At 47.6% G+C, this 20,409-nt stretch carries 21 protein-coding genes; all 21 read right to left on the bottom strand.

Going from position 1 to position 20,409, the window contains the following annotated elements:
• Positions 1-29 precede the first annotated feature (29 nt).
• Positions 30-677, bottom strand: coding sequence for a hypothetical protein (locus PGX44_RS05230; protein ID WP_498854513.1), 648 nt, complete (start codon positions 675-677; stop codon positions 30-32).
• A gap of 11 nt (positions 678-688) precedes the next feature.
• Positions 689-2,077, bottom strand: a complete 1,389-nt coding sequence (locus tag PGX44_RS05225) for a hypothetical protein (RefSeq protein WP_498854512.1) — start codon at positions 2,075-2,077, stop codon at positions 689-691.
• A 62-nt stretch (positions 2,078-2,139) separates the two neighbouring features.
• Positions 2,140-2,511: a hypothetical protein gene (locus tag PGX44_RS05220; RefSeq protein WP_498854511.1), complete on the bottom strand. Its 372-nt coding sequence runs from the start codon at positions 2,509-2,511 to the stop codon at positions 2,140-2,142.
• A gap of 14 nt (positions 2,512-2,525) precedes the next feature.
• Complete coding sequence (locus PGX44_RS05215; protein WP_498854510.1) at positions 2,526-3,242, bottom strand: hypothetical protein; 717 nt, start codon at positions 3,240-3,242, stop codon at positions 2,526-2,528.
• Between the two features lie 2 nt (positions 3,243-3,244).
• The gene (locus PGX44_RS05210; RefSeq protein WP_498854509.1) at positions 3,245-4,177 is read right to left on the bottom strand and encodes a DapH/DapD/GlmU-related protein; all 933 of its coding nucleotides are present in this window, start codon (positions 4,175-4,177) and stop codon (positions 3,245-3,247) included.
• A gap of 17 nt (positions 4,178-4,194) precedes the next feature.
• Positions 4,195-5,862 (bottom strand): dynamin family protein, encoded by a 1,668-nt coding sequence (locus tag PGX44_RS05205; protein WP_498854508.1) that lies wholly within the window; start codon positions 5,860-5,862, stop codon positions 4,195-4,197.
• A 15-nt stretch (positions 5,863-5,877) separates the two neighbouring features.
• Positions 5,878-6,366, bottom strand: a complete 489-nt coding sequence (locus PGX44_RS05200; RefSeq protein ID WP_498854507.1) for a hypothetical protein — start codon at positions 6,364-6,366, stop codon at positions 5,878-5,880.
• A gap of 28 nt (positions 6,367-6,394) precedes the next feature.
• Complete coding sequence (locus PGX44_RS05195) at positions 6,395-7,039, bottom strand: hypothetical protein (protein WP_498854506.1); 645 nt, start codon at positions 7,037-7,039, stop codon at positions 6,395-6,397.
• 36 nt (positions 7,040-7,075) lie between these two features.
• Positions 7,076-10,129, bottom strand: coding sequence for an ATP-binding protein (locus PGX44_RS05190; protein WP_498854505.1), 3,054 nt, complete (start codon positions 10,127-10,129; stop codon positions 7,076-7,078).
• 664 nt (positions 10,130-10,793) lie between these two features.
• On the bottom strand, positions 10,794-11,771 hold the full coding sequence (locus PGX44_RS05185; RefSeq protein WP_498854504.1) for a helix-turn-helix transcriptional regulator: 978 nt from the start codon (positions 11,769-11,771) through the stop codon (positions 10,794-10,796).
• 210 nt (positions 11,772-11,981) lie between these two features.
• Positions 11,982-12,404: a F0F1 ATP synthase subunit epsilon gene (locus PGX44_RS05180; protein ID WP_186502619.1), complete on the bottom strand. Its 423-nt coding sequence runs from the start codon at positions 12,402-12,404 to the stop codon at positions 11,982-11,984.
• A gap of 3 nt (positions 12,405-12,407) precedes the next feature.
• Complete coding sequence (gene atpD, locus PGX44_RS05175) at positions 12,408-13,826, bottom strand: F0F1 ATP synthase subunit beta (protein ID WP_498854503.1); 1,419 nt, start codon at positions 13,824-13,826, stop codon at positions 12,408-12,410.
• 37 nt (positions 13,827-13,863) lie between these two features.
• Positions 13,864-14,721 carry an ATP synthase F1 subunit gamma gene (gene atpG / locus PGX44_RS05170; protein ID WP_186502617.1) on the bottom strand — a complete coding sequence of 286 codons (858 nt, stop codon included), beginning with the start codon at positions 14,719-14,721 and terminating at the stop codon, positions 13,864-13,866.
• A 3-nt stretch (positions 14,722-14,724) separates the two neighbouring features.
• Positions 14,725-16,260: a F0F1 ATP synthase subunit alpha gene (gene atpA, locus PGX44_RS05165; RefSeq protein WP_498854502.1), complete on the bottom strand. Its 1,536-nt coding sequence runs from the start codon at positions 16,258-16,260 to the stop codon at positions 14,725-14,727.
• A complete protein-coding gene (locus tag PGX44_RS05160; RefSeq protein WP_498854501.1) occupies positions 16,257-16,826 on the bottom strand; it encodes a F0F1 ATP synthase subunit delta in 570 nt (189 codons plus the stop codon). Before PGX44_RS05160 ends, atpA begins: the two co-directional genes overlap by 4 nt.
• Entirely contained in the window at positions 16,823-17,326 is a 504-nt protein-coding gene (gene atpF / locus PGX44_RS05155; RefSeq protein WP_498854500.1) for a F0F1 ATP synthase subunit B, read from the bottom strand. Before atpF ends, PGX44_RS05160 begins: the two co-directional genes overlap by 4 nt.
• A gap of 43 nt (positions 17,327-17,369) precedes the next feature.
• Positions 17,370-17,618: a F0F1 ATP synthase subunit C gene (atpE, locus tag PGX44_RS05150; RefSeq protein ID WP_186502613.1), complete on the bottom strand. Its 249-nt coding sequence runs from the start codon at positions 17,616-17,618 to the stop codon at positions 17,370-17,372.
• Positions 17,619-17,657: 39 nt separating this feature from the next.
• On the bottom strand, positions 17,658-18,329 hold the full coding sequence (gene atpB, locus PGX44_RS05145) for a F0F1 ATP synthase subunit A (protein ID WP_186502612.1): 672 nt from the start codon (positions 18,327-18,329) through the stop codon (positions 17,658-17,660).
• A gap of 18 nt (positions 18,330-18,347) precedes the next feature.
• Entirely contained in the window at positions 18,348-18,728 is a 381-nt protein-coding gene (locus PGX44_RS05140; protein WP_498854499.1) for an ATP synthase subunit I, read from the bottom strand.
• A gap of 20 nt (positions 18,729-18,748) precedes the next feature.
• Positions 18,749-19,000, bottom strand: a complete 252-nt coding sequence (locus PGX44_RS05135) for an AtpZ/AtpI family protein (protein ID WP_498854498.1) — start codon at positions 18,998-19,000, stop codon at positions 18,749-18,751.
• A 248-nt stretch (positions 19,001-19,248) separates the two neighbouring features.
• On the bottom strand, positions 19,249-20,397 hold the full coding sequence (gene wecB, locus PGX44_RS05130; RefSeq protein ID WP_498854497.1) for a non-hydrolyzing UDP-N-acetylglucosamine 2-epimerase: 1,149 nt from the start codon (positions 20,395-20,397) through the stop codon (positions 19,249-19,251).
• Positions 20,398-20,409: the final 12 nt, after the last annotated feature.

Raw genomic sequence — 20,409 nt, 5'->3', positions numbered from 1 at the left:
TTATTTTTCTCAGCAGCAGAGTTCGCTAGCTACCACAGACGAAAAGGATGAAACCCCTCGTCTTTCTTGGCTTTCCTAGCCGTTCTATCTGTCTTGGCCGTTTTAGCAGTCCTAGCGGTCTTGGCCGTATTAGCCGTCCTAGTAGTCTTAGCGGTCTTGGCGGTCTTGGCAGTCTTGGCAGTCTTAACCGTTTTAGCGTTCCCAGCCACTTCGCCTTTCTTAGCTGTACTGCCCTGGTCTGATGCTTCGGAGATGACCGGCACTATTTCTGCTACGCTGTTTGCCTCATCCAGCTCACTCATGACAGCCCCCAGCAAAATAAGTTTAGCCGCATTATCTATAGCACAAATATCCTGATGAATAATAGCCAGTCTTTCCTGCTCTGTTCCAAGGATCTTATCGACCGTAGCGTCACGATTATCGTTGATTTTAGCATAGAGCTGCGTCTTTAGCTTCTCTAAGGCCTGGCCATTTTTCTCTTGCCCATCTGAAACCGAAGCTGATAAGGTATCCATTTTTTCTTGAAGAACGACGACTTCATGCTGTAACGTAGCCACATGGGTACTAATCGTTTCCACCTGCTCAGTCAAACCTTGCAAAGCCGTCAGCAAATTATCCATAGTATCTGTCAACACTTCTAATTGGGTAGTGTCTGCCGCCGTATTTTTTTCTGCCATGATTTCCGTCCTTATTCACTCTTTGAAGTAACGCTGTTAACGTCATCTAATTCGCTCATCACTGCGCCTAAGAGAATCAGCTTAGCTGCATTATCCATAGTACAAATTTCTTCGTGTATACGTTTTAGCTTTTCTTCATTCGTTGATGAAATGGTAATGCTTGAATCCATCTTACTACGCAGGGATGACATATACGTTTGTATCTCCTGTAGTGTTTCTGCCTGCTTCTGAGCCGTTTCTTCCAGGATAGTGCGTACATTCTCTACGCCATTTGTCTGGCTCGTATTCAGGGCAGATAGTGTCTCCTTTATCACGTCGTTTTCTTCCGTTCTCTGAGTTATCATTTGCTCAACTGCTGCATCCAGCTTAGCGCTCACACCTGCGACATGAGTACGCACATCCTGTATCAGATGTGATTGCTGTTGAGCTGCGTCTTCTTGGAAATGGCGTACATCCTGCAAACCACTCAAATGGCTGGCATCTATCGTACTGAGCATTTTCTGCAGCTCGTCGGCCTTAACGTCTCCTTGAGTCATAATCTGTGCTGCCGACGCGTCCATTTTAGCGTTCATACCTGCCATATCACTGCTAATCCCTTGCAGCGCTTCTGTCTGTTTTCGCGCCGTTTCTTCCAGGAAAATGCGTACTCGCTCTACACCTTTTGTCTGGTTCGTATCCACGGCAGATAGTGCCTCTTTTAGCACTCTGGTTTCTTCTGTTCTCTGAACCATCGTTTGCTCAACTGCTGCATCCAGCTTGACGCTCACGCCTGCGACCTGGGTACGCACGTCCTGTAGCAGGTGTGCCTGCTGTTGAGCTGCGTCTTCTTGGAAATGGCGTACATCCTGCAGGCCGCTCAAATGACTGGCATCTATCGTACTGAGCATTTTCTGCAGCTCGTCGGCCTTAACGTCTCCTTGAGTCATAATCTGTGCTGCCGAGGCGTCCATTTTAGTGTTCATGTTTACCATATCGCTACTAATTCCTTGCAGCGCTTCCGCCTGTTTCCGCGCTGTTTCTTCCAGGGCGGCACGCAGGTCTTCTACTCCCTTTGCCTGGCTCGCATGAAGAGCGCTGAGTACCTGCTGTAACCCTTCAGCTTTTTCTGATCCCTGAACCATGATCTGCGCTGCCGACGCATCTACATTAGTGCCCACACCTGCAATCTCCTGGCTCATGCCCTGCAGCGTTTCTGTCTGCTTCTTAGTCTCTTCCTGTAGCGCCTGATGCAGTTTCTGCAATGCGATAGTATGGCTGTCAACGTTTTTTTCTACGTCTGCCAGCTTAGCGCATAGTTCCGGTATCATATTAATGTTTTTCATTAGTTCTTTCATCGTCGTAACGATCGACATATACTCACCTCTGCTCCACTGCCCCAGCAGTGCCGGCAGCTTCTTCATTATTGTGCGTTACGCCACATAGATTTCTTGCTACAGCCACTCTGGCCTATTGGAAATACCAGTTAGCTGGCAGAAGTATTGCTCCTGACCAGGTTTTCCTTGCTCTTGACGTCGTTTACTTCGTCTAAATCATCCATGACCACGCCTAACAAAATCAGCTTAGCTGCATTGTCCAACGTGCAGATTTCTTCATGAATACGCTGCAGCTTTTCTTCCTGCGTCTTAGCCAAATCAGCCGACGCATCCTGCCCTGCCAGGATATCCTCTAGTGTTTTCGTCTGCTTGGTATTTTTATCTTGCAACTCATGCCGTAAACTCTTCAGCTCCCGTGCCTGGCTGTCTGCCATTTCTTCCAGTTCCTTCAGTTGAGACTGCAGTTCTGGTATGGTATTGATGTTCCTGAATAGTTCACGTACTTTCTCGAATAAGGACATTTCTTCACCTCCGGTCAAATGCCTACGTGGTCGCCTACGATTTCGTAAAGGCCATGCTTATACATGAGCTGCAGTTTCATGAGTTCCTGCTCTTCGATAGACTTGTTTTCCATATCCCGAATGGCCTCATAATCGGCAATCGCCTTTTTCATGCTGGCCTCAATTTCCTGAATGCGGTTCGTAATTTCTTCGCGCACCATTTTTTGCTGCTCCGCTACAGTCTTTTGTATTTCTACAACTAAGCTCTGTTTAGCACTTTCAAATAAATCTTCACAGAATTTCTCAAAATTTTTCGCCCGCTTATCATCATCTGCTTCCTTTAAAATGACGGACAACTCCTTATCCGTCATAGTCAGGCGATCATGGATGACACCGCCAATATGACCAACTACGTCGTGTGTCAGTTTTTCCTTTTTCCGCCTTATATTGGCAACGTTAATATCAAATTTTCTGCCACCAAAGTCCTTTTGGTTGACCTTTTCTACAGACGCAATAAAGTCATCCATGGCACTATTGATTTCTTTAATTATAGCGGCTTCTTCCTTGCGAGCTGACTTATCGTATTTTTCCTTCATAACAGCCAGTTCATTGGCTATTTTTTGCGCTGTATCCTCTGTCGTGTTACGGGACGGCGAATAGCCACAGCCACCGCCGCCACTGCTACTACCAAAATCGCCAATACAACAGTCAACAACACAGCAAAAACCACAATTGCCGACACAACAACCCATATCTATTTCCTCCTTTTGGCCAGCCGTCGTAAGCGGGCAGCCAATTTCATTTCTTCCTGATGGTTACGCCCATATCGTCCTGATACAGTTTCACCAGCTTTTACATCGTGTGAAACACCGCTGTTCCCCATGATGACAGCATGGGGGCCTACGTGTACACCCTCAGCTACACATGAACTGCCCAGGACCTTAGCATACTTTTCTACGGTGACACGGCTGGATATGCCCGCCTCTGATACGATGAGGCAATGTTCTCCCAGAGACACGTCATGGCCGATGACCACTAAATCACCAATGGCAGTGCCTTGTTCTACAACGGTATTGCTGAAGGTGCCCCGCTGGATCACAGTATTCACGCCAACGGACACGTTGTCATCTAATATGACCGTGCCAATTCCGGCAAAGGAACAAGGTACGTTGTCCTTATACGGAAAAAAAGGAGCCGTACCGATTCTGGCACCGGGCTTCAGGATGCAGTTTTTGCCAATCATGACGTCTGAGCCGATGCTGACGTTCTCGCCAATATAGGTATTATCTCCAATCGTGACGTTATCCCCGATAGTGGTAAAACCCTCTATACGGACGTTATGCCCTATGTGGCAGTCCTTTCCCAGGCGTACCATGTCCGGCGTCAACGTGTAGGCCACAGGCAGACCATAATCCCGGTAATAGCCAGCCGCAACGAGCCGTTCTGCCAGTTCTACAGCTGCCTCATACAGGCCATGAACCGTATAAACCACCATTTTATCATGCCGTTGCACGAGCAAATGAGTCAGCACTACCTGTGCCTCTGTCCGTTCTATTTCTTTTTCCGTAAAGGCAATGGCAATATCGTCAACGGCTGCACAATCAGCAAAGGTAATCCCTTGTATATCCCAGTCGCCATCACCGCTAAAGCAATAGTTTTGCTCCGGCACCAAATCCCGTACTTTCATAGTCTTTCACCTAAACACTATCTTTTCCAAAACTGTTTTACGCCGATAGAAACCTTATCTAAGATGGACTTTCTTTGTCGTACAGGTCTTTTGTTGACCGTTTTATGCACAGGCTTTTTCCCCTGGATTTTAGCTACCAGTTGATCCAGCATTTCATTCGTCCGTTCATCCACATTATCCAGAGTCTTGTAGAGTTCTTCCCGGCAAAATTCAATATCCGTGCAGTTTTGCTTTTGCGTTTCAACCTTCTTAATACGCGCATCTACATCAGCTGTAGCCGTATTGACGAGCTCTTCGCTCTGGGCCTTGGCTTCGCGGACTGTGCGTTTCAAATGCAGTTCAATTTCCACAAAGCGGGCTGCGATTTCTTCGCTGAGCATGACCTTGTAATTTCGGATCAGATGCTCCTGAATGATGCGGTGTACCGCAAGGATATTCGTTTTTTCCATGATAAAGGGCAGGCACGCCGGCAAATCGCTGGGATCAATATGGTCCGTATCCTCATAATTTTCTGCAAAATGCCGGAGCGTTCTCTTTTCGCGGTTATCCAGCGTGTCATAGTCCAGACAAAGATTGTAGATATACGCAGCCGAATAGAGAATATTTTCTCTGGCAATCTTCGCATCATCGAAAAAGGCCTTGCCGGAAAGCTGCTTGATCAGATATTCATACTGCTGTTGCCAATCTTCTTCCGGATTATTGAGCTGATCCCAATGGGTAGCTACGATGTGTACCTTATTCTTATTTTTATAGGAAAAGTCAAAAACGGAAGCAATGGTTTCCTTTTCTTCCTTGTACATCTTTTGAGCATCGACGCATACCAGGACGGCGTTGGCCTGCTTGATATAGTTTTTCGTAATTTCCGAACGATACGGTACAGGGTCAGAAAGGCCTGGCGTATCGACGAAAACGACATGCTGTGGGAAGGCCTTATCCAAATTAGAAATACCTACTTCAATTTCCTTAACAAAATAGTGTTCCGGGCATTGGGACGATGACCATTTCTTCAATTCCGGTTTGATGCCATCGTTAGTCACATAGCGGGTAATCACTTCATGACCGATCCATTGATCCTTATACTTATCTGCCTGGAGCTCTTCGTATTCCTGTGTAAACGTGCTGGCCGCCGACGTTACGGTACTCCACAATTGTTTCCATTCTTCCTGATTGTAAAAGGTAACCTTGACGAAATCCTTTTCACTGCTTCGGAACTTGGTCAACGCTGCCGTTTCCGGCGTTACTGCCATTGAGGCGTATTCCTTGCCCAGAAGGGCATTGATCAGGGTAGACTTCCCTGTTTTAATAGTACCAACAAAAGCAATCTGAAAATCTGCCGTCGTGCACAGCTGCAAGAAGTTGTCCATTTTTTCGACAACATCGCGCTGGCGGTCTTCTGCAATATCTTCTAAACCGTACAGCGCCTTGTATTGTTCTACCTTGGTCACGTATTTATCAGCCATGTGATCCCAGGAAATTTTCGTATGAGGCACATGCTTTAAATTTTCTATAATACGAGCCATTTTCTGCTCTGGAATTTTTACGACGGCCTTATCAGTCAGGTTGTCGCGCTGGAGAAAGCTGCCACATTTTGCACAAAAAAATCGTTTTTCTTTCGTAAACCTGTCTGCCTGTATTACATTTTGGTAATGGCATACGGGACACTCAATTGCCTGTTTATCTGCCATAAAAAGCACCTCACCTTATGCTTGCTGTAAATATGTTAGAAGATCCTGTTCTTTCAGGGTATATGCCAGAAGATTATAATAGCCTGTTTTTAAACCCTGCCCCTCCAATTTGTAATTTATACCATCATAATTAATGCCATACGTTGCCACCAGGCCATCTTCCTTGCTTAAACCTGCAATAGCCGCCTTAATAGTAGCTGGCAAATCATAGGATGCACGGATATACGGTTTCAGCAGAGCCTGCACGATTTCATTAATCGCTGCATCAGCACACCCCAGCATGGTGAAACTGATATCCGGGTAATGTTCCTGATCCTTGTCTTGCTTTACAGGTTCTAAATTGTACTCTGCTGCCAGTTCCTGAATGATATTGTGAATATCAGCTTTGGCACGCTTGATTTCATACGGCAGGACCGCTTCGCCATCAATAAAAAGTTGCTCATTATCGCGGTCTGCATCAAAGAGCCGGATTGTATCCCTGCCCAGAACAAATAAAAAATTCATACACGTACGCCTCCCACAGACTGTACAATCAGCCCAAATCTTTCAGCATCTTGTTAATTTCTGACTCTTCCATTTCCGGATGGAGTTTTCTTTCAACAGCCGTCATCTGGTCCAGCGTATCATAGTACTCTGCCTGGGACATTTCCTTGCCGTTCAAAATCTTGCTCAAAGAATCAATTAAATCCGGGTTGTTTTCAATGGCCTTCGCTAATTCCGTGAAACGTTCTGACGTGAAATATGCCTGGTTGTTGACTTTCGTAGCCGCTGTGAGCAAGCCTTCAATATCATTATCAGGGAATTTTTCCTGTAAGGCCTGGGCTGACGCATCCATACCGCGCAGGATTTTATGTTCCACAGGAATTTCCTTCGATTTTTCTTCGTCTACTTCAAAATCATCTAAGGCATCCAGATATTCTTTGTACGTATCAAAATCGTCTTTCGTAATTCCCTGTTCCTCAGCCTGGATTACGCGATCCCCTAAATCCTCTGCTTTTTCTTCCTTCGTTACGCCCAAGCTGTGTGATAAGGCAACGATAGCGTTAGCAACTACGGAAAACACTACACTTCCTACTTGTAAAGCACCGGCAATGGTACCAGCAATAGAGCCCACTACGCCCAATACACTGCCTATTGCTCCAGCTATTGCCCCGGCAATTGCACCCAAAAATTTCATAATTCATTACCTCCTAAAAATAAAAAGTATGTTATCTTAGACAGTCAAAGTATTACCCGCCCTGATGGTAGATGCTTCCTCTCCTTGTTCCCTGAGGAATTCTTCCAAAACATCACCTGTTAATGGCCCCTCTATATGCAGTACGTAGTGAAACAGTTTGCCTACCTGTTCTTGCCTAATTTCAAATTGCCCCAGATCCATCCGCTTAAAGCGCTGGCCATTTTTAATGTCCCGTAACAACAGCAGATTTTGCAAAAGCTCTTGCACATCCATCTCGTGTTGGGCAGCGTAGGTATTCAAGTGTGTTTTTAACACATTCAAGGTCCGCTTGATATCGGTCTCCCGGTTACCGATCGTGCCGATTTTGCCATTTAACGCCCGGCCTGCATGGTTCAGGTATTTCAGCAAGACAGATAAATTGCTGCTGCCATAGCAATCGCCAAGCTTTTCTTTGATCTGGCCAAAGCGTTCCTTTACATCACTTTCAGGAATATCTGCATCATCTGTATCACTGATTCTCTCAACATAAATATTAACCGGATTATCTGTATTTTCTGTAAAGACGATAGCATGACCAATATCCAAAGAAGACAAATATTCCTTCTGTTTATCATTCATGAGCATCGTATCGCCTACTGCTTCCTTGTCATCGCGGGCCAAAATGCGGTGAATGATCTTCGTATTCGTGTTTTTCAGCACATCCGATGCGAGCTTATTAGGAATCTGATCTACAATGATCAAGCCTTCACCGTACTTCCGCACTTCTGCCAGGAGGTCCGTAAAGGTTTCGACGGCTACCTTCTTAGCGCCGCTATCGTCAAATTCGACCTTAGAAAGCAGGCGATGCGCTTCTTCTACGAGCGTAATGTGGCGGTATCCTGTCTGAGCCCGGTGCAATTTCTTGATCACCTCAGACATCCGGCTAAGGATAAAGCCCATGATGAGTGATTTCTCTTCTGGTGAGCGCACGTATTCTAGTTCCAGGACGACATTGTGCGTAGCCAAATACTCAAAATCTACCGACCGGGGACAATCCAGCATCATACCCTTAGAACCTACGGTCAGATTGGACAAGCGGCTGACCAAAGAGCCCTTATAATCACCGGCCAGGCGGTCGCCAAAGCCCTTCGTATCGACGACCGTTTCCATAGCCGCCAATAAATCCGAAAGCTGAGGAAAACTGTGTACACCGGGTGCGAAGGGGTCGGCAAAAAGTTCATTCGTGTTGGTCTCAACGTTCCAGCCCATGACTTCGTAGCATTTGTACATAGCTTCTTCCAGGAGCTGCGGCATAGATGCTTCCATCGGGAAGGATGACGTGAACGTGGCCTTCAGCATATCTACATGGCTCGTAATAAGCTCCCCTTCTACAAGCTCAAAGGGATTGAGGCGGAACGGCGCCAGCTGTTCATTACCTAAAGTAAAGACCAAAAGCTCCTTACCGAAGCGGGGATTATGAATGAGTGCCCGGTACTCGGTCTTGGCCGGTTCGATGACCATGAAGGGCACATCGGCCCCAGCCAATAATTTTTGGCACGTTGTCGTCTTTCCGCTCCCCGTTACGCCGGCTATGAAGGTATGCTTGTTCAGACTCTTCCGGCTGAGTTTAAATCGCATGTTGTCCAGCTTGCGTCCTTGCTGTACCAATACGCCTAAATCGACAGCATCGTCTTCGAGATCAGCCTTTTCATTGAGGCCAAAGTTGACAGCCCGCTTCAATACCAAGCCAGGCACTTCTTTTTGTGGCATGCCGGCTAAGAGGCTGATTTCCCGCGGTGTTAAATACGTATTTAGACCTAGGAGCTGTTGTGTCACATCATAAGGCCGGCCGAGAAGGACGTATTTATCAGACGATGTGCCGGGCATAAAGGTATTGTTGTTCTGATACGTGTTCAGAATGCGATAGCTGTTAGCATCGTTTAAATCGATGAGGCTCGCCTGTAGCGGGCTGTAGCTGGGGTTATTTCCCTGAAAGAGGGAAATAATGCCCACCTTGAGCCGGTTTGCTACGACAGGCTCTTTTGCCATATAGTAAATAGATGATTTATACAGGCATTTGCTATAAGCCGTTTTAATGCGCTGCAACAGTTCATCGTCAATGTATTTCATCATTTCCTGTACGCATTTATTGGCCCGTTCTACCGAAACGGCCTGGGAAAAGCCTTCATTCTTGCTAGTGCTCTTCGACGTCCCATGAGATTGGCTATCACTGGTACCTTTGGAATGGCCCGTCGTCGTAGCGTTGCTGCTATTTTTCCCACGAGAGGAAGAAGAGCCGCCACTACTGCTGCTCCTGCCTTGCGTATCTGTATTGGAAAGATTTTCCCCTGAGTTAGTAGACGTAGAATGCGAGTCATTCGTGCCCGATGTCGTCGCAGACCCTTTGTTCAAGGAATTCTGCACGTTAAACTTTGCCCATGCCGATAACCGGTTGTAGAGGCTGTACACTTCATCCCGCAGTTCTGTCGTCTGTTCCTTCGTGACAGGTTCACAGACGATGACCAGACGCCATTCTTGCCCCAGCATGCTGTTGATCAGACGGTCGATTCCCTGAAAATCGTGACCTTGGCCGGCTGCTTCCTCATCAATAGAAGGAATACCCGTAATGATGCCGGCATATTTGTACATGGCCGGCGAGTTGATAACTAAGTCCTTCAGCCGTTCTCCCTTGACGGGTTCAAGCTCACTGCCGTTAAAATTTCCTTTAAACGCTTCAGCAATATTTTCACCATAGCGCACAGCTGTCATCTTGGTTCCCAGAACCGGCTTGTTTTCATTGGCATTCCGCACAGCGCCCACATAGAGTTCAATACCTTTTTGCGTTCCGTTCAGGATATAGACAAAGTTAAAGGCATCATCATCCAAGGAAAGCAATACATTTTCAAAAGCTTCCCGGCGGGGATATTCCTCGTCATAAGAAATCTTGTTGACTCTGTAAAAGCAACATTCGTTAGTGCCTAACTCTCTACTGCCCGGAAAAGGCGATGGAATAATATTGGCACATACATCATCGCTTTTCAAAACATGGGAATACGAATAGAGATCAAATATTTCTTTCACATTTGTTTCATCATTAATCTCGCTTGCCATATGACCACTTCCTTATGATTACACTTTTTTCAACACGAACAGCTGCTTATCATTTGCCACCTTGTAGACTGCTTATGTTAATTTTAAAAGAACCTCCTGGTTTATCTGTAAAACAGAAATGCACAAAACATGTTATTTTATACACTATCGATGCTAAGTAGTCACATGACGATTTAGCATCAATTCCTTATTACGCTAGTTCGAATAGTTTTATTATACAAGGTAATGACAAGACTTGTCTACCGCAGAAAAGCCCCAGTGAACGCTAAATAAAAATATGACGGACTTATCAATCAGCTCGCTTATCAGCTAAAGTTCTTGGGCCATTTTTCGCATTCCGTTGTCTTTCCCTGCGCCTTATAGATTGTTTCAAGGCTTTCTGCACATACTTTTTCAGCATCGCCATGGAGTTTGTACCCTTTTTCATAATATTCTATGTTTTTTGTATAATCAGGTTTAGCCCTTTCCCATATTGTTATATTCATAAGGATATTCTAAACCAAAAAATTGCATACGGCAAGAAACTCAGATGCCCGCATAGCTATTGCTGTAGCTAATCCTGCCCTATGCCGCATCCATATTCGCACTGTCATAGGATTAGCAAATAAGGCGTACGTTTTATGCGTACGCCTTATACGGGCCAGGAGTCAGGCCCGTCGATATATCAGGATTCGTTGTATTGTTCCTGCATTTTCTTGATTTCTTCCTTCATTTCTTCGACAAATTCCGGCGGTTCCAGGGCCGTTACGTGGCTGCCTTGGGAGAGGAGGAACATGTTGATGCCGATGCCGTAGGTTTCGGCTTCGATGATCTTTGTGTCGCCTTTTTTCTCGATGATTTTGGCAGTCGGAATTTTGTCCAGGATGGCCTGGACGGAGCTGCCTGTGTAGGAGAATTTGATTTTTCTGTATTTGCCGGAGAACATGAACTGGATTTTTTCGCGCAGTTCGCCTTCGTCAAAGTCGTGTTCCTTATCGAGGACGAAGTGTTTCCTGTGTTCTACGATGCCGGCAATGCGGTCGACGCGGTAGTACAGGGGTACCCAGTCCAGGGTGTCGCAGCGATAGGCAATGAGGTAAAAATAGTAGTCCGAAAAGGTGATGGCTACAGGCATGATGCGCCGTTCTACCAGGTCACGCGAGGCTTTATAGTACGTGAGGGTTATTTCGATCCGTTCGTAAATGCAGCGCGTCAGGGTCCAAATGTGATCAATGACGCTCTTGCAGTCGCTGTTGACTTCGTTGTAGTGGTACATTTCCTTGGCAATGATCTGGTCGAGCATGGTTCTGTCGTGGCGGGATGTGAAGTTTTTCAGTTTATCCACAATGTCCAAGAGTTCCATTTTGCTAAAGGCCCGGCAGCCGATCATCATTTTGATGACGGCAATGAGTTCCTTGCTCAGGAGGAAATTTTCAAATTCCAGATAATACGATTTCGAGCTCGCAGCGTATTTCAATTCCGTATTGTCTACGAGATCGCGATGGTCGTATAAGAATGTTTTAATTTCCCCAATGTCGCAGGAAATACTTTTTGATGATACGCCGTATTCATCGGCCAATTTTTTTACTGATACATTTTCGCCCTTCATGACACGGAAAAAAATTTCCAGCATGCGGCTCTTCTTCGTGCCTGTGCTCCCCATAAGCTTCAAGCTCCTTCCGTTATTCTCTGCATCTATTGTATCATATACAACAGACACAGGACTGTCCCACTAAAATTATTAGCTATATTTTTTAGAAATATTTTATTCAGCCCATCTAATGGGAAGCCTTGCGGACAAATAGCTTTTGGGCATGCAAAAAAGCTGTGGGAACATGAGTGTCTCATGTCTCCACAGCTTTTTATTTATGTGTTAGTTTCCACCGTGGTAATTTGCCACGTCTAAACGGCTCAATGCTCTTTTAAGAGCCGCTTCTGCCCGTACCTCATCGATACCAGCCTGATGTTCCTGCAAGCGTTTTTCTGCACGTTTGCGGGCTCGTTCGGCCCGTTCTACGTCGATATCCTCCGGCTTTTCTGCAGCCGGCGTGATGACCGTGACGACGTTGTTGTTGACTTCCATGAAGCCTTGCGCAACGCTGACGCAGTGCCGCTTGCCATCTATTTCATAATAGAGCGGCCAAATACGCAGGGAGGCGATGAGCGGTGCATGGCTGGGCATGACGCCCAGATCGCCATCGAGGGCACGAACGAGGACAAAATCCACATCTTCGCTCAATACAGATGCATCGGGCGTGATGATTTCCAGGTGGAGTTTTTTGCCTGTTTCTGCCATGCCTTATTCCCCTTTCAGAGTCTTGGCTTTTTCGAAGGCTTCATCAATGTTCCCTACCATGTAGAAGGCCTGTTCCGGCATGTCATCGCATTTACCGGAGAGGATTTCCTTAAAGCCGGCAATGGTGTCCTTCAAGGGCACATAGCGGCCCGGCTGGCCTGTAAACTGTTCAGCAACAGCAAAAGGCTGGCTCAGGAAACGCTGGATCTTACGGGCCCGGGCGACTGTCAGCTTATCTTCTTCAGACAGTTCGTCGATACCGAGGATGGCGATGATATCCTGAAGGTCGTTATACTTCTGCAGAATTTCTTGTACTTCACGGGCTGTCTTGTAGTGATCTTCGCCGATGATGTGCGGGTCGAGAATACGGGACGTGGAATCGAGCGGATCCACGGCAGGATAAATCCCCAATTCGGCGATTTCACGGGACAGTACGGTCGTTGCATCCAAATGGGCAAAGGTTGCAGCCGGAGCCGGGTCCGTCAGGTCATCGGCAGGTACGTATACGGCCTGTACAGATGTAATGGAGCCGTCCTTTGTCGAGGTAATACGTTCCTGCAGGGCGCCAACGTCTGTTGCCAGTGTCGGCTGATACCCAACGGCGGACGGAATACGGCCCAGCAGAGCCGATACTTCAGAACCGGCCTGGATGAAACGGAAAATGTTATCGATAAAGAGCAGTACGTCTTTGTGTTCTTTATCACGGAAATATTCAGCCATGGTGAGGCCTGTCAGGCCGACACGCATACGGACTCCAGGCGGTTCGTTCATCTGACCATAGACGAGGGCCGTCTTGTTGATAACGCCCGATTCCTTCATTTCATTCCAAAGGTCATTGCCTTCACGTGTACGTTCACCAACACCGGTGAATACGGAGTAACCACCGTGTTCTGTTGCGACGTTGTGAATCAGTTCCATGATCAAAACGGTCTTGCCTACACCGGCACCACCGAAGAGGCCAACCTTGCCGCCCTTGGAGTACGGTGCAATGAGGTCAACAACTTTGATGCCTGTTTCCAGGATTTCCGTACCTGTAGCCTGGTCTTCAAACTTCGGTACAGGCCGGTGGATCGGCCAATAGTCATCAGCCTTTACTTCTTCATCTACTTTATCTACGGTCTGGCCGAGAACGTTAAAGATACGTCCCAGTACGCCAGGACCAACGGGAACCTTGATCGGGCTGCCCGTATTTTCTGCAGCCATGCCGCGGACGAGACCGTCCGTAGAGCTCATGGCTACGCAACGGACGACATCGTCGCCCAAATGCTGCATTACTTCTGCTACCAGATCAATCGCCTGGTCTCCTTCGCCGCCTGTTACATGGATAGCCGTATAGATAGCTGGCAAATCTTCTTCTGTAGAAAAGCGGACGTCGATAACCGGGCCGATAACCTGGATTACTTTCCCAAATTTATTGCTCATGAAGAGGCTCTCCTCCTTATTTAGATTTCACACTCTGCTATTGCAGCGCATTGGCGCCACTGACGATTTCTGTCAGTTCGTTCGTAATGCCGGCCTGACGTACCTTGTTGTAATGGACGGTCAGTTTTTCGATGAGGTCGCTGGCATTATCTGTAGCCGAGGTCATAGCAGTCATACGCGCGCCCAGTTCGCTGGCAGCGGACTGAAGCAGGCCGTTATAGATAGACATATCGATGTACTGGGGCAGCAAGGTCGATAAAACCTGCTGCGCATCAGGAGCAAACAGATATTCTTCGGACGGCCCGTCTCCGGCTACGCTTTCCGGAGCGATGGGCAAAAGCCGTGTACGCGTTACTTCCTGCGAAAGGGCCGATTTGAACTTCGTGTAAATGAGATACACTTCATCGACGGTCCCGTCGAGGAATTTATTCGTCGCTTCCCGTGCCAAAGCCTGGGCATGCGTGAATTCAGGCTTATCAGAAAAGCCCGTCCGTTTGTATTCCGGCGTAATCCGCAAATGCTTCAGGTATTCGACAGGCTTGCGACCCGTCACAATAAGGTAGGACACGGCCCGGGGTTTATCCCGCAGCACTTCGACCATTGCCTTGTTGATATTGGAACTAAAGGCACCAGCCAGCCCTTTATCGGCACCGATGATGATATAGCACGTCCGTTTCACTTCCCTCGTCTGGAACAAGGGATTGTTTTCACCGGGCGTTGCCGCAGCCAGACGCTGCAGCATTCCTTCGAGCTGTTCAGTATAGGGGGCTGTTGCCAAAGCGCGATCCTGTGCACGGCGCAGACGTACGGAAGAAACCATCTTCATGGCCTTGGTGATCTGCTGTGTGTTCGTAACGGATTTAATCCGTCGGTTTATTTCGCGTGCACTCGGCATAGCTTATTCCTCCTCTTTGACTAATTGATGATTTGCACCAAACTGTTTAGTGAATTCAGCAATAGCTTTCTTGAGGGTTTCTTCTGTATCTGCGCCGAGTTCTTTCTTTTCTTTAATGTCCGCGCCGACTTCCGGATAGTTAGCATGCATGAATTTCAGCAGCTGGTCTTCAAATTCCGTAACATCTTCTACCTGAATCGGCATGAGATAGCCTTTAACGGCTGCATAAATCTGAATAACCTGGTCTTCTACCGCCATTGGCTGGTACTGCGGCTGAATCAGCATCTGCATGGTCCGTTCACCGGCATCGATCTGGGCCTTCGTGTTTTTATTGAGGTCCGAACCGAACTGGGCAAAGGCTGCCAGTTCACGATACTGGGCCAGGCTCAGACGGAGTGTACCGGCAATCTTCTTCATGGCCTTAATCTGGGCAGAACCACCAACACGGGATACGGAAAGGCCGACGTTGATAGCCGGGCGTACGCCGGAGTTGAAGAGTTCTGTTTCCAGGAAGATCTGGCCGTCCGTAATGGAAATAACGTTGGTCGGAATGTATGCCGAAAGGTCACCAGCCAGTGTTTCGATAATCGGCAAGGCCGTAATGGAGCCGCCGCCGAGTTCGTCGGACAACTTCGCTGCACGTTCGAGCAGGCGGGAGTGTAAGTAGAAAACATCGCCCGGATAGGCTTCACGTCCTGGCGGACGACGCAGTAACAGGGACATGGCACGGTACGCCTGGGCGTGTTTGGACAAATCATCATATACACAGAGGCAGTCTTTGCCTTTATGCATGAAGTATTCAGCCATAGCGACGCCGGAATACGGAGCCAGGTACTGGAGCGGCGAGCCGTCAGAAGCCGTAGCGGCTACGACGATGGTATACGCCATAGCACCGTTTTCTTCCAGTGTCCGTACGACACGGGCAATGGTTGATGCTTTCTGGCCAATAGCGACATAGACGCAAATAACACCGCTATCCTTCTGGTTAATAATCGTATCGATGGCAATAGCCGTCTTACCGGTACCACAGTCACCGATGATCAATTCACGCTGGCCACGGCCGATTGGGACCATGGAGTCAATAGCTTTGAGGCCTGTCTGCAGCGGTACTTTAACCGGCTGGCGGTCAGCAATACCGTGGGCAATGACTTCAACGCGGTTATACTGGGCGGCAGAAATAGTTCCTTTGCCGTCAATAGGTTCCCCTAAGGGGTTTACGACACGGCCGATGAGAGATTCACCGACAGGTACGCTCATAACCTTACCGGAACGACGTACGGTGTCGCCTTCTTTGATGGATTCGACATCACCGAAAAGTACGGCGCCAACGTTATCTTCTTCCAGGTTCATGGCGAGGCCGTATACATCATTAGGTAATTCCAGGAGTTCCCCGGACATTACCTTATCCAAACCGTATATATGCGCTATGCCGTCCCCGACTTCCAGGACGGTGCCTACGTCGTCGACGTTCATTTCGACATTGTAGTCTTCGATTTGTTTTTTAATTATGGCCGTAATTTCTTCTGGCTTCATTTTCATTGTTCGTCTGTCACCTCATTCATTACGTCAGACTGTAACAGCGCGTGCTGCATATCCTGCAGCTGCCGGCGCAGACTGCCGTCTATTAGTCGGTCGCCAATCTGGACTACCATACCGCCGAGAATATGCGGATCGATGGTATAGACCGGGTCGATATGCTTGCCCGTCATTTTTTCCAGGGACGCAACCAGTTGTTTTTCTTCTTCTGCTGACAAAGGCTTGACGAGACGGATCTTGGCAACTTCGATATTCTGAGCTGCACGGGACAAATCGATAAACCCGTCAATAGCCGCGACGATCGCTGCATCTCTGCGCCGGTCGATCATGACGTAGAGGAACTGCATAATGAGCGGCGTTACGTCATCAGCAAAAATTTGTTTTAACGTGTCTTTCTTCGCTTCCGGTGTAATGAGCGGATGTTCCACGAATTTTAATAAATCCGGATTCATCTGTAGCGTATCCCGGATGCTGCGCAGCTGCTGGCCAAATTCGTTTATCTTGTCTTGCTCTTTTGCTATGTCGAACATAGCCTGGCTGTATTTGCTGTAAACGATTTCAGGAATCATCCCTGTTTACCTGCTGCGGCTTGCTTATCAAAGCTCTTCAGACATTCGGCCACCAGTTTCTGGTTCATATCCGTATCCATGTTCTTTTGGAGCAGTTTTTCTGCCACAGCCATAGACAGCGTTACTACTTCATTTCTCATTTCACGAATAGCCGCTTCTCGTTCGTTTACGATTTCAGCCTGGGCAATTTCTTTTTCCCGTGCGATCTGTGCGCGGATAGCGTCGAGCTGTGCCTGTGCTTCTTTATCAGCCTGTTTTACCGCTTTATCAACGATAGCCTGTGCTTCCGTGTGGGCCTTCTGCAGCTGTGCTTCATAGTCTGCTTTCAGCTTTTCTGCTGTAGCACGGGCTTCTTCAGCGCTGCTGATATCCGTGGCAATTTTATTTCTGCGGTCTTCCAATACTTTTAGAATCGGTTTGTACGCAAACTTTGCCAGAATAGCAACGAGGATGAAGAAGTTGACAAATTGGAAAAGCAGTGTTCCATTAGGATCGATCAATGCATTTCCCTCCTTTTATCCTGCAAGTGTATGCACTTGGCGATTATTTGAAAGGATTAGCAAATACCAATACGATCGAAATAACGGCAGCGATGATAGGCATGGATTCGATCAAGCCTACGGAAATCAGGAAGTTAACGAGGAGCTTGCCGCCCATTTCCGGCTGACGGGCAAGACCTTCCAACATTTTCGATGCGGCATGGCCGTCACCGATAGCAGCGCCCATAGCTGCCAAACCGATACCAATTGCTGCGCCCATTACGGATAATGCTAATACAAATTCTGTTCCCATAATTTAAAATCCTCCTTGATTGTGCGTGATTTTGAATTTCTACTCTTCTCCCATAGAATCTTTCAGGTATGAAGTTGTCAGAATGGTGAAGATAAAGGCCTGGATCAAGCCAATGAAAAGACTAAAAGCAATCCAAATCATCGGTACACCGGCCGGTACGAGATCGTATAGTACTTCCAGCAGAATTTCACCGGCCAGGATGTTGCCAAATAGACGGAAAGCCAAGGTTAACGGCTTGGTGAACTCTTCCAGGATGTTCATGATGAGGAACGGTGCAAAAGGTTCCATATAGTGCTTTAAATGCTTCTTAAGCCCCATGTTTTTCAGGGCAATGTAGTGGACCATAAAGGTCGATACCAAGGCCAGTGCCAATGTCGTATTCAGGTCATTGGTAGGCGATGCCAAAATGTGCGGACTCGGCAAAAGCCCTAATTCATTACCCACCAGGATGAAGAGAAACATGGTCAAGAGAACGGAGACAACCTGCCCCCACTTTGGCCCTAATGTTTCTTGAAATTGCTTCAACAAGGCTTCAATGATCATTTCCATCACATTTTGGATGCCTGAAGGGACCAGGGAATGGCCTCTGGTCGCAGCAACTGTAAGAATAATAACTATAGCTGCCGTAAGCCAGGTCATGTACAGCGTATCCATATTGACGTTCATACCCAATAGTTGAACGACCAAATGGTGACCCGTATGCAACTCCATGATAAGCGCCTCCTTTCCTTATTTATTTTTTCCGTGTGATAAAGCGGTATAAAAGGCCTGTGCGTAAATGAGGACCCGATACGTCAAAATGCCTGCCAGAGCGGCCCAGTAATTAATTGCCGGGAATTGCAAAATGACAATAAACATTAAGACGATCATCAAGATGCGCAAAGCCGAACCGCCCCGTATCACTGCCGCCGCCTGGGCAGGATCGAGCTTGAGTGCCTTGACTGAGCGGCTGCAAAGCATAATAAAATACAGAAGGTTCAGTCCGCAGCCAATGAGCCAGCCGCTGACGTACTGGCCTTTTCCCACAAGCACCAAACAGGCTGTGACGAAAAAGGCCAGGCCCGCCAGCTGCACCAGCGTGCGTTTTACATAACGTACAAAGTCTTCCATGGTTCTGCGTACCTTCCCTTTCAGGAGTGATGCCGGTGTGAATCTTCGTTCATGTAGCGCAGAGCCTTCTTATAAAGGCCCCAAAAGCCTGTAGCAGCGCCGAAAAATCCACCGATAATGAGGCCCCATGGCGTGGTTCCTGCATGCGTATCAATCCAGTAGCCACAAAAGATGCCGACACACATACTGACAAAAAGTGTCATACCCATGGAACCTGCCGTAACGGCAATATTCCATATATCCATATTGTTGTGGTCCTTTCTTTTGTGCATACTGTTTTGTCTCCCGGCTTCTCATTCGTATTTCCACCTTGCAGATATGAATGAATCAGAAGCTGCCAGGTAGTTATCCGTGGACTAACTTTACTTTTTTTCATGCTTGCTTTTCATTTATTCATATCACTGCTATTTTATCATGACGTTTTCGTAAAATCAATAAACTTTAAGGAATCGGCAAATAAACGGAAAAATGTATATTTTTCATGTATCCTCTTAGCTTATATTATTGTGAAAGTCGTCACTTAAACGTTAAACTCATCAGGTTTTTCCGTTGCACCGGCAAAGGCGTACAAAATGGCCTGGACGATACGGCGCGAAGCCTGGCCATCACCATAGGGATTGACGGCGTTGCTCATGGCAGCGTAAGCACCTTCGTTCGTCAGGAGTTCCTTCGTTTCTTTATATACATTATCATAATCCGTGCCGATGAGGTGTACCGTACCGGCATCTACGGCTTCCGGCCGTTCTGTCGTATCGCGCAGGACCAGGACGGGCTTGCCCAGGGACGGTGCTTCTTCCTGGATGCCGCCAGAATCGGTGAGGACGAGACAGCTATGATGCATGAGGTTGGCAAAGGGTTCGTATTCCATGGGGTCGATAAGGTGGATACGGTCGACGCCGGCCAGCTCTTCTTCGACTACCTTGCGTACGAGAGGATTGCGATGAACCGGGAAGACGACTTCCGTATCCTTGATTTCTTCTACGATCTGGCGCAACGCCTTGTAGATATGGCGCATGGGTTCGCCCAGGTTTTCCCGGCGGTGCGTCGTCAAAAGGATAATGCGGTGGTTCTTGAAATCCACATCTTCCAGTCCTTCAGCCGCAAAATCGTAATCGTCGTTAACGGTCTTCATAAGGGCATCAATAACGGTGTTGCCTGTGACATAAATGTTGTCCGGGTTTACACCTTCGCGCAGGAGATTGCCCTGTGCCGTCGGCGTCGGTGAAAAATGGATGGACGAAATAGCGCCCGTCAGTTTACGGTTCATTTCTTCTGGGAAAGGAGAATAGATATTCCCGGTCCGCAGGCCCGCTTCTACGTGGCCTACAGGAATTTGCTGGTAATATGCAGCCAGCGCACCGGCAAAGGTCGTCGTCGTATCGCCATGCACGAGGACGAGATCCGGTTTTTCCAGTTCCATAACCGTCTTGAGGCCTTGCAGCGCCCGCGTCGTAATATCGTAAAGCGTCTGGCTCTGGCTCATAATATTCAAGTCATAGTCGGGGTGAATCTGGAAAAGCTCCAGAACCTGATCGAGCATCTGGCGATGCTGGGCCGTAACGGCCACTACGGTCTGGATCTGTTCCGGATGTTTTTTCAGTTCCAGTACCACCGGCGCCATCTTGATGGCCTCCGGTCTGGTTCCGAAAACAGTCATTACCTTTATCATACTAAATCCTCC

Source organism: Caecibacter sp. AF58-12pH5A, from assembly GCF_027681725.1.
GTDB classification, from domain to species: domain Bacteria; phylum Bacillota; class Negativicutes; order Veillonellales; family Megasphaeraceae; genus Megasphaera; species Megasphaera hominis.
This window is presented reverse-complemented; position numbering and strand designations above follow the sequence as displayed.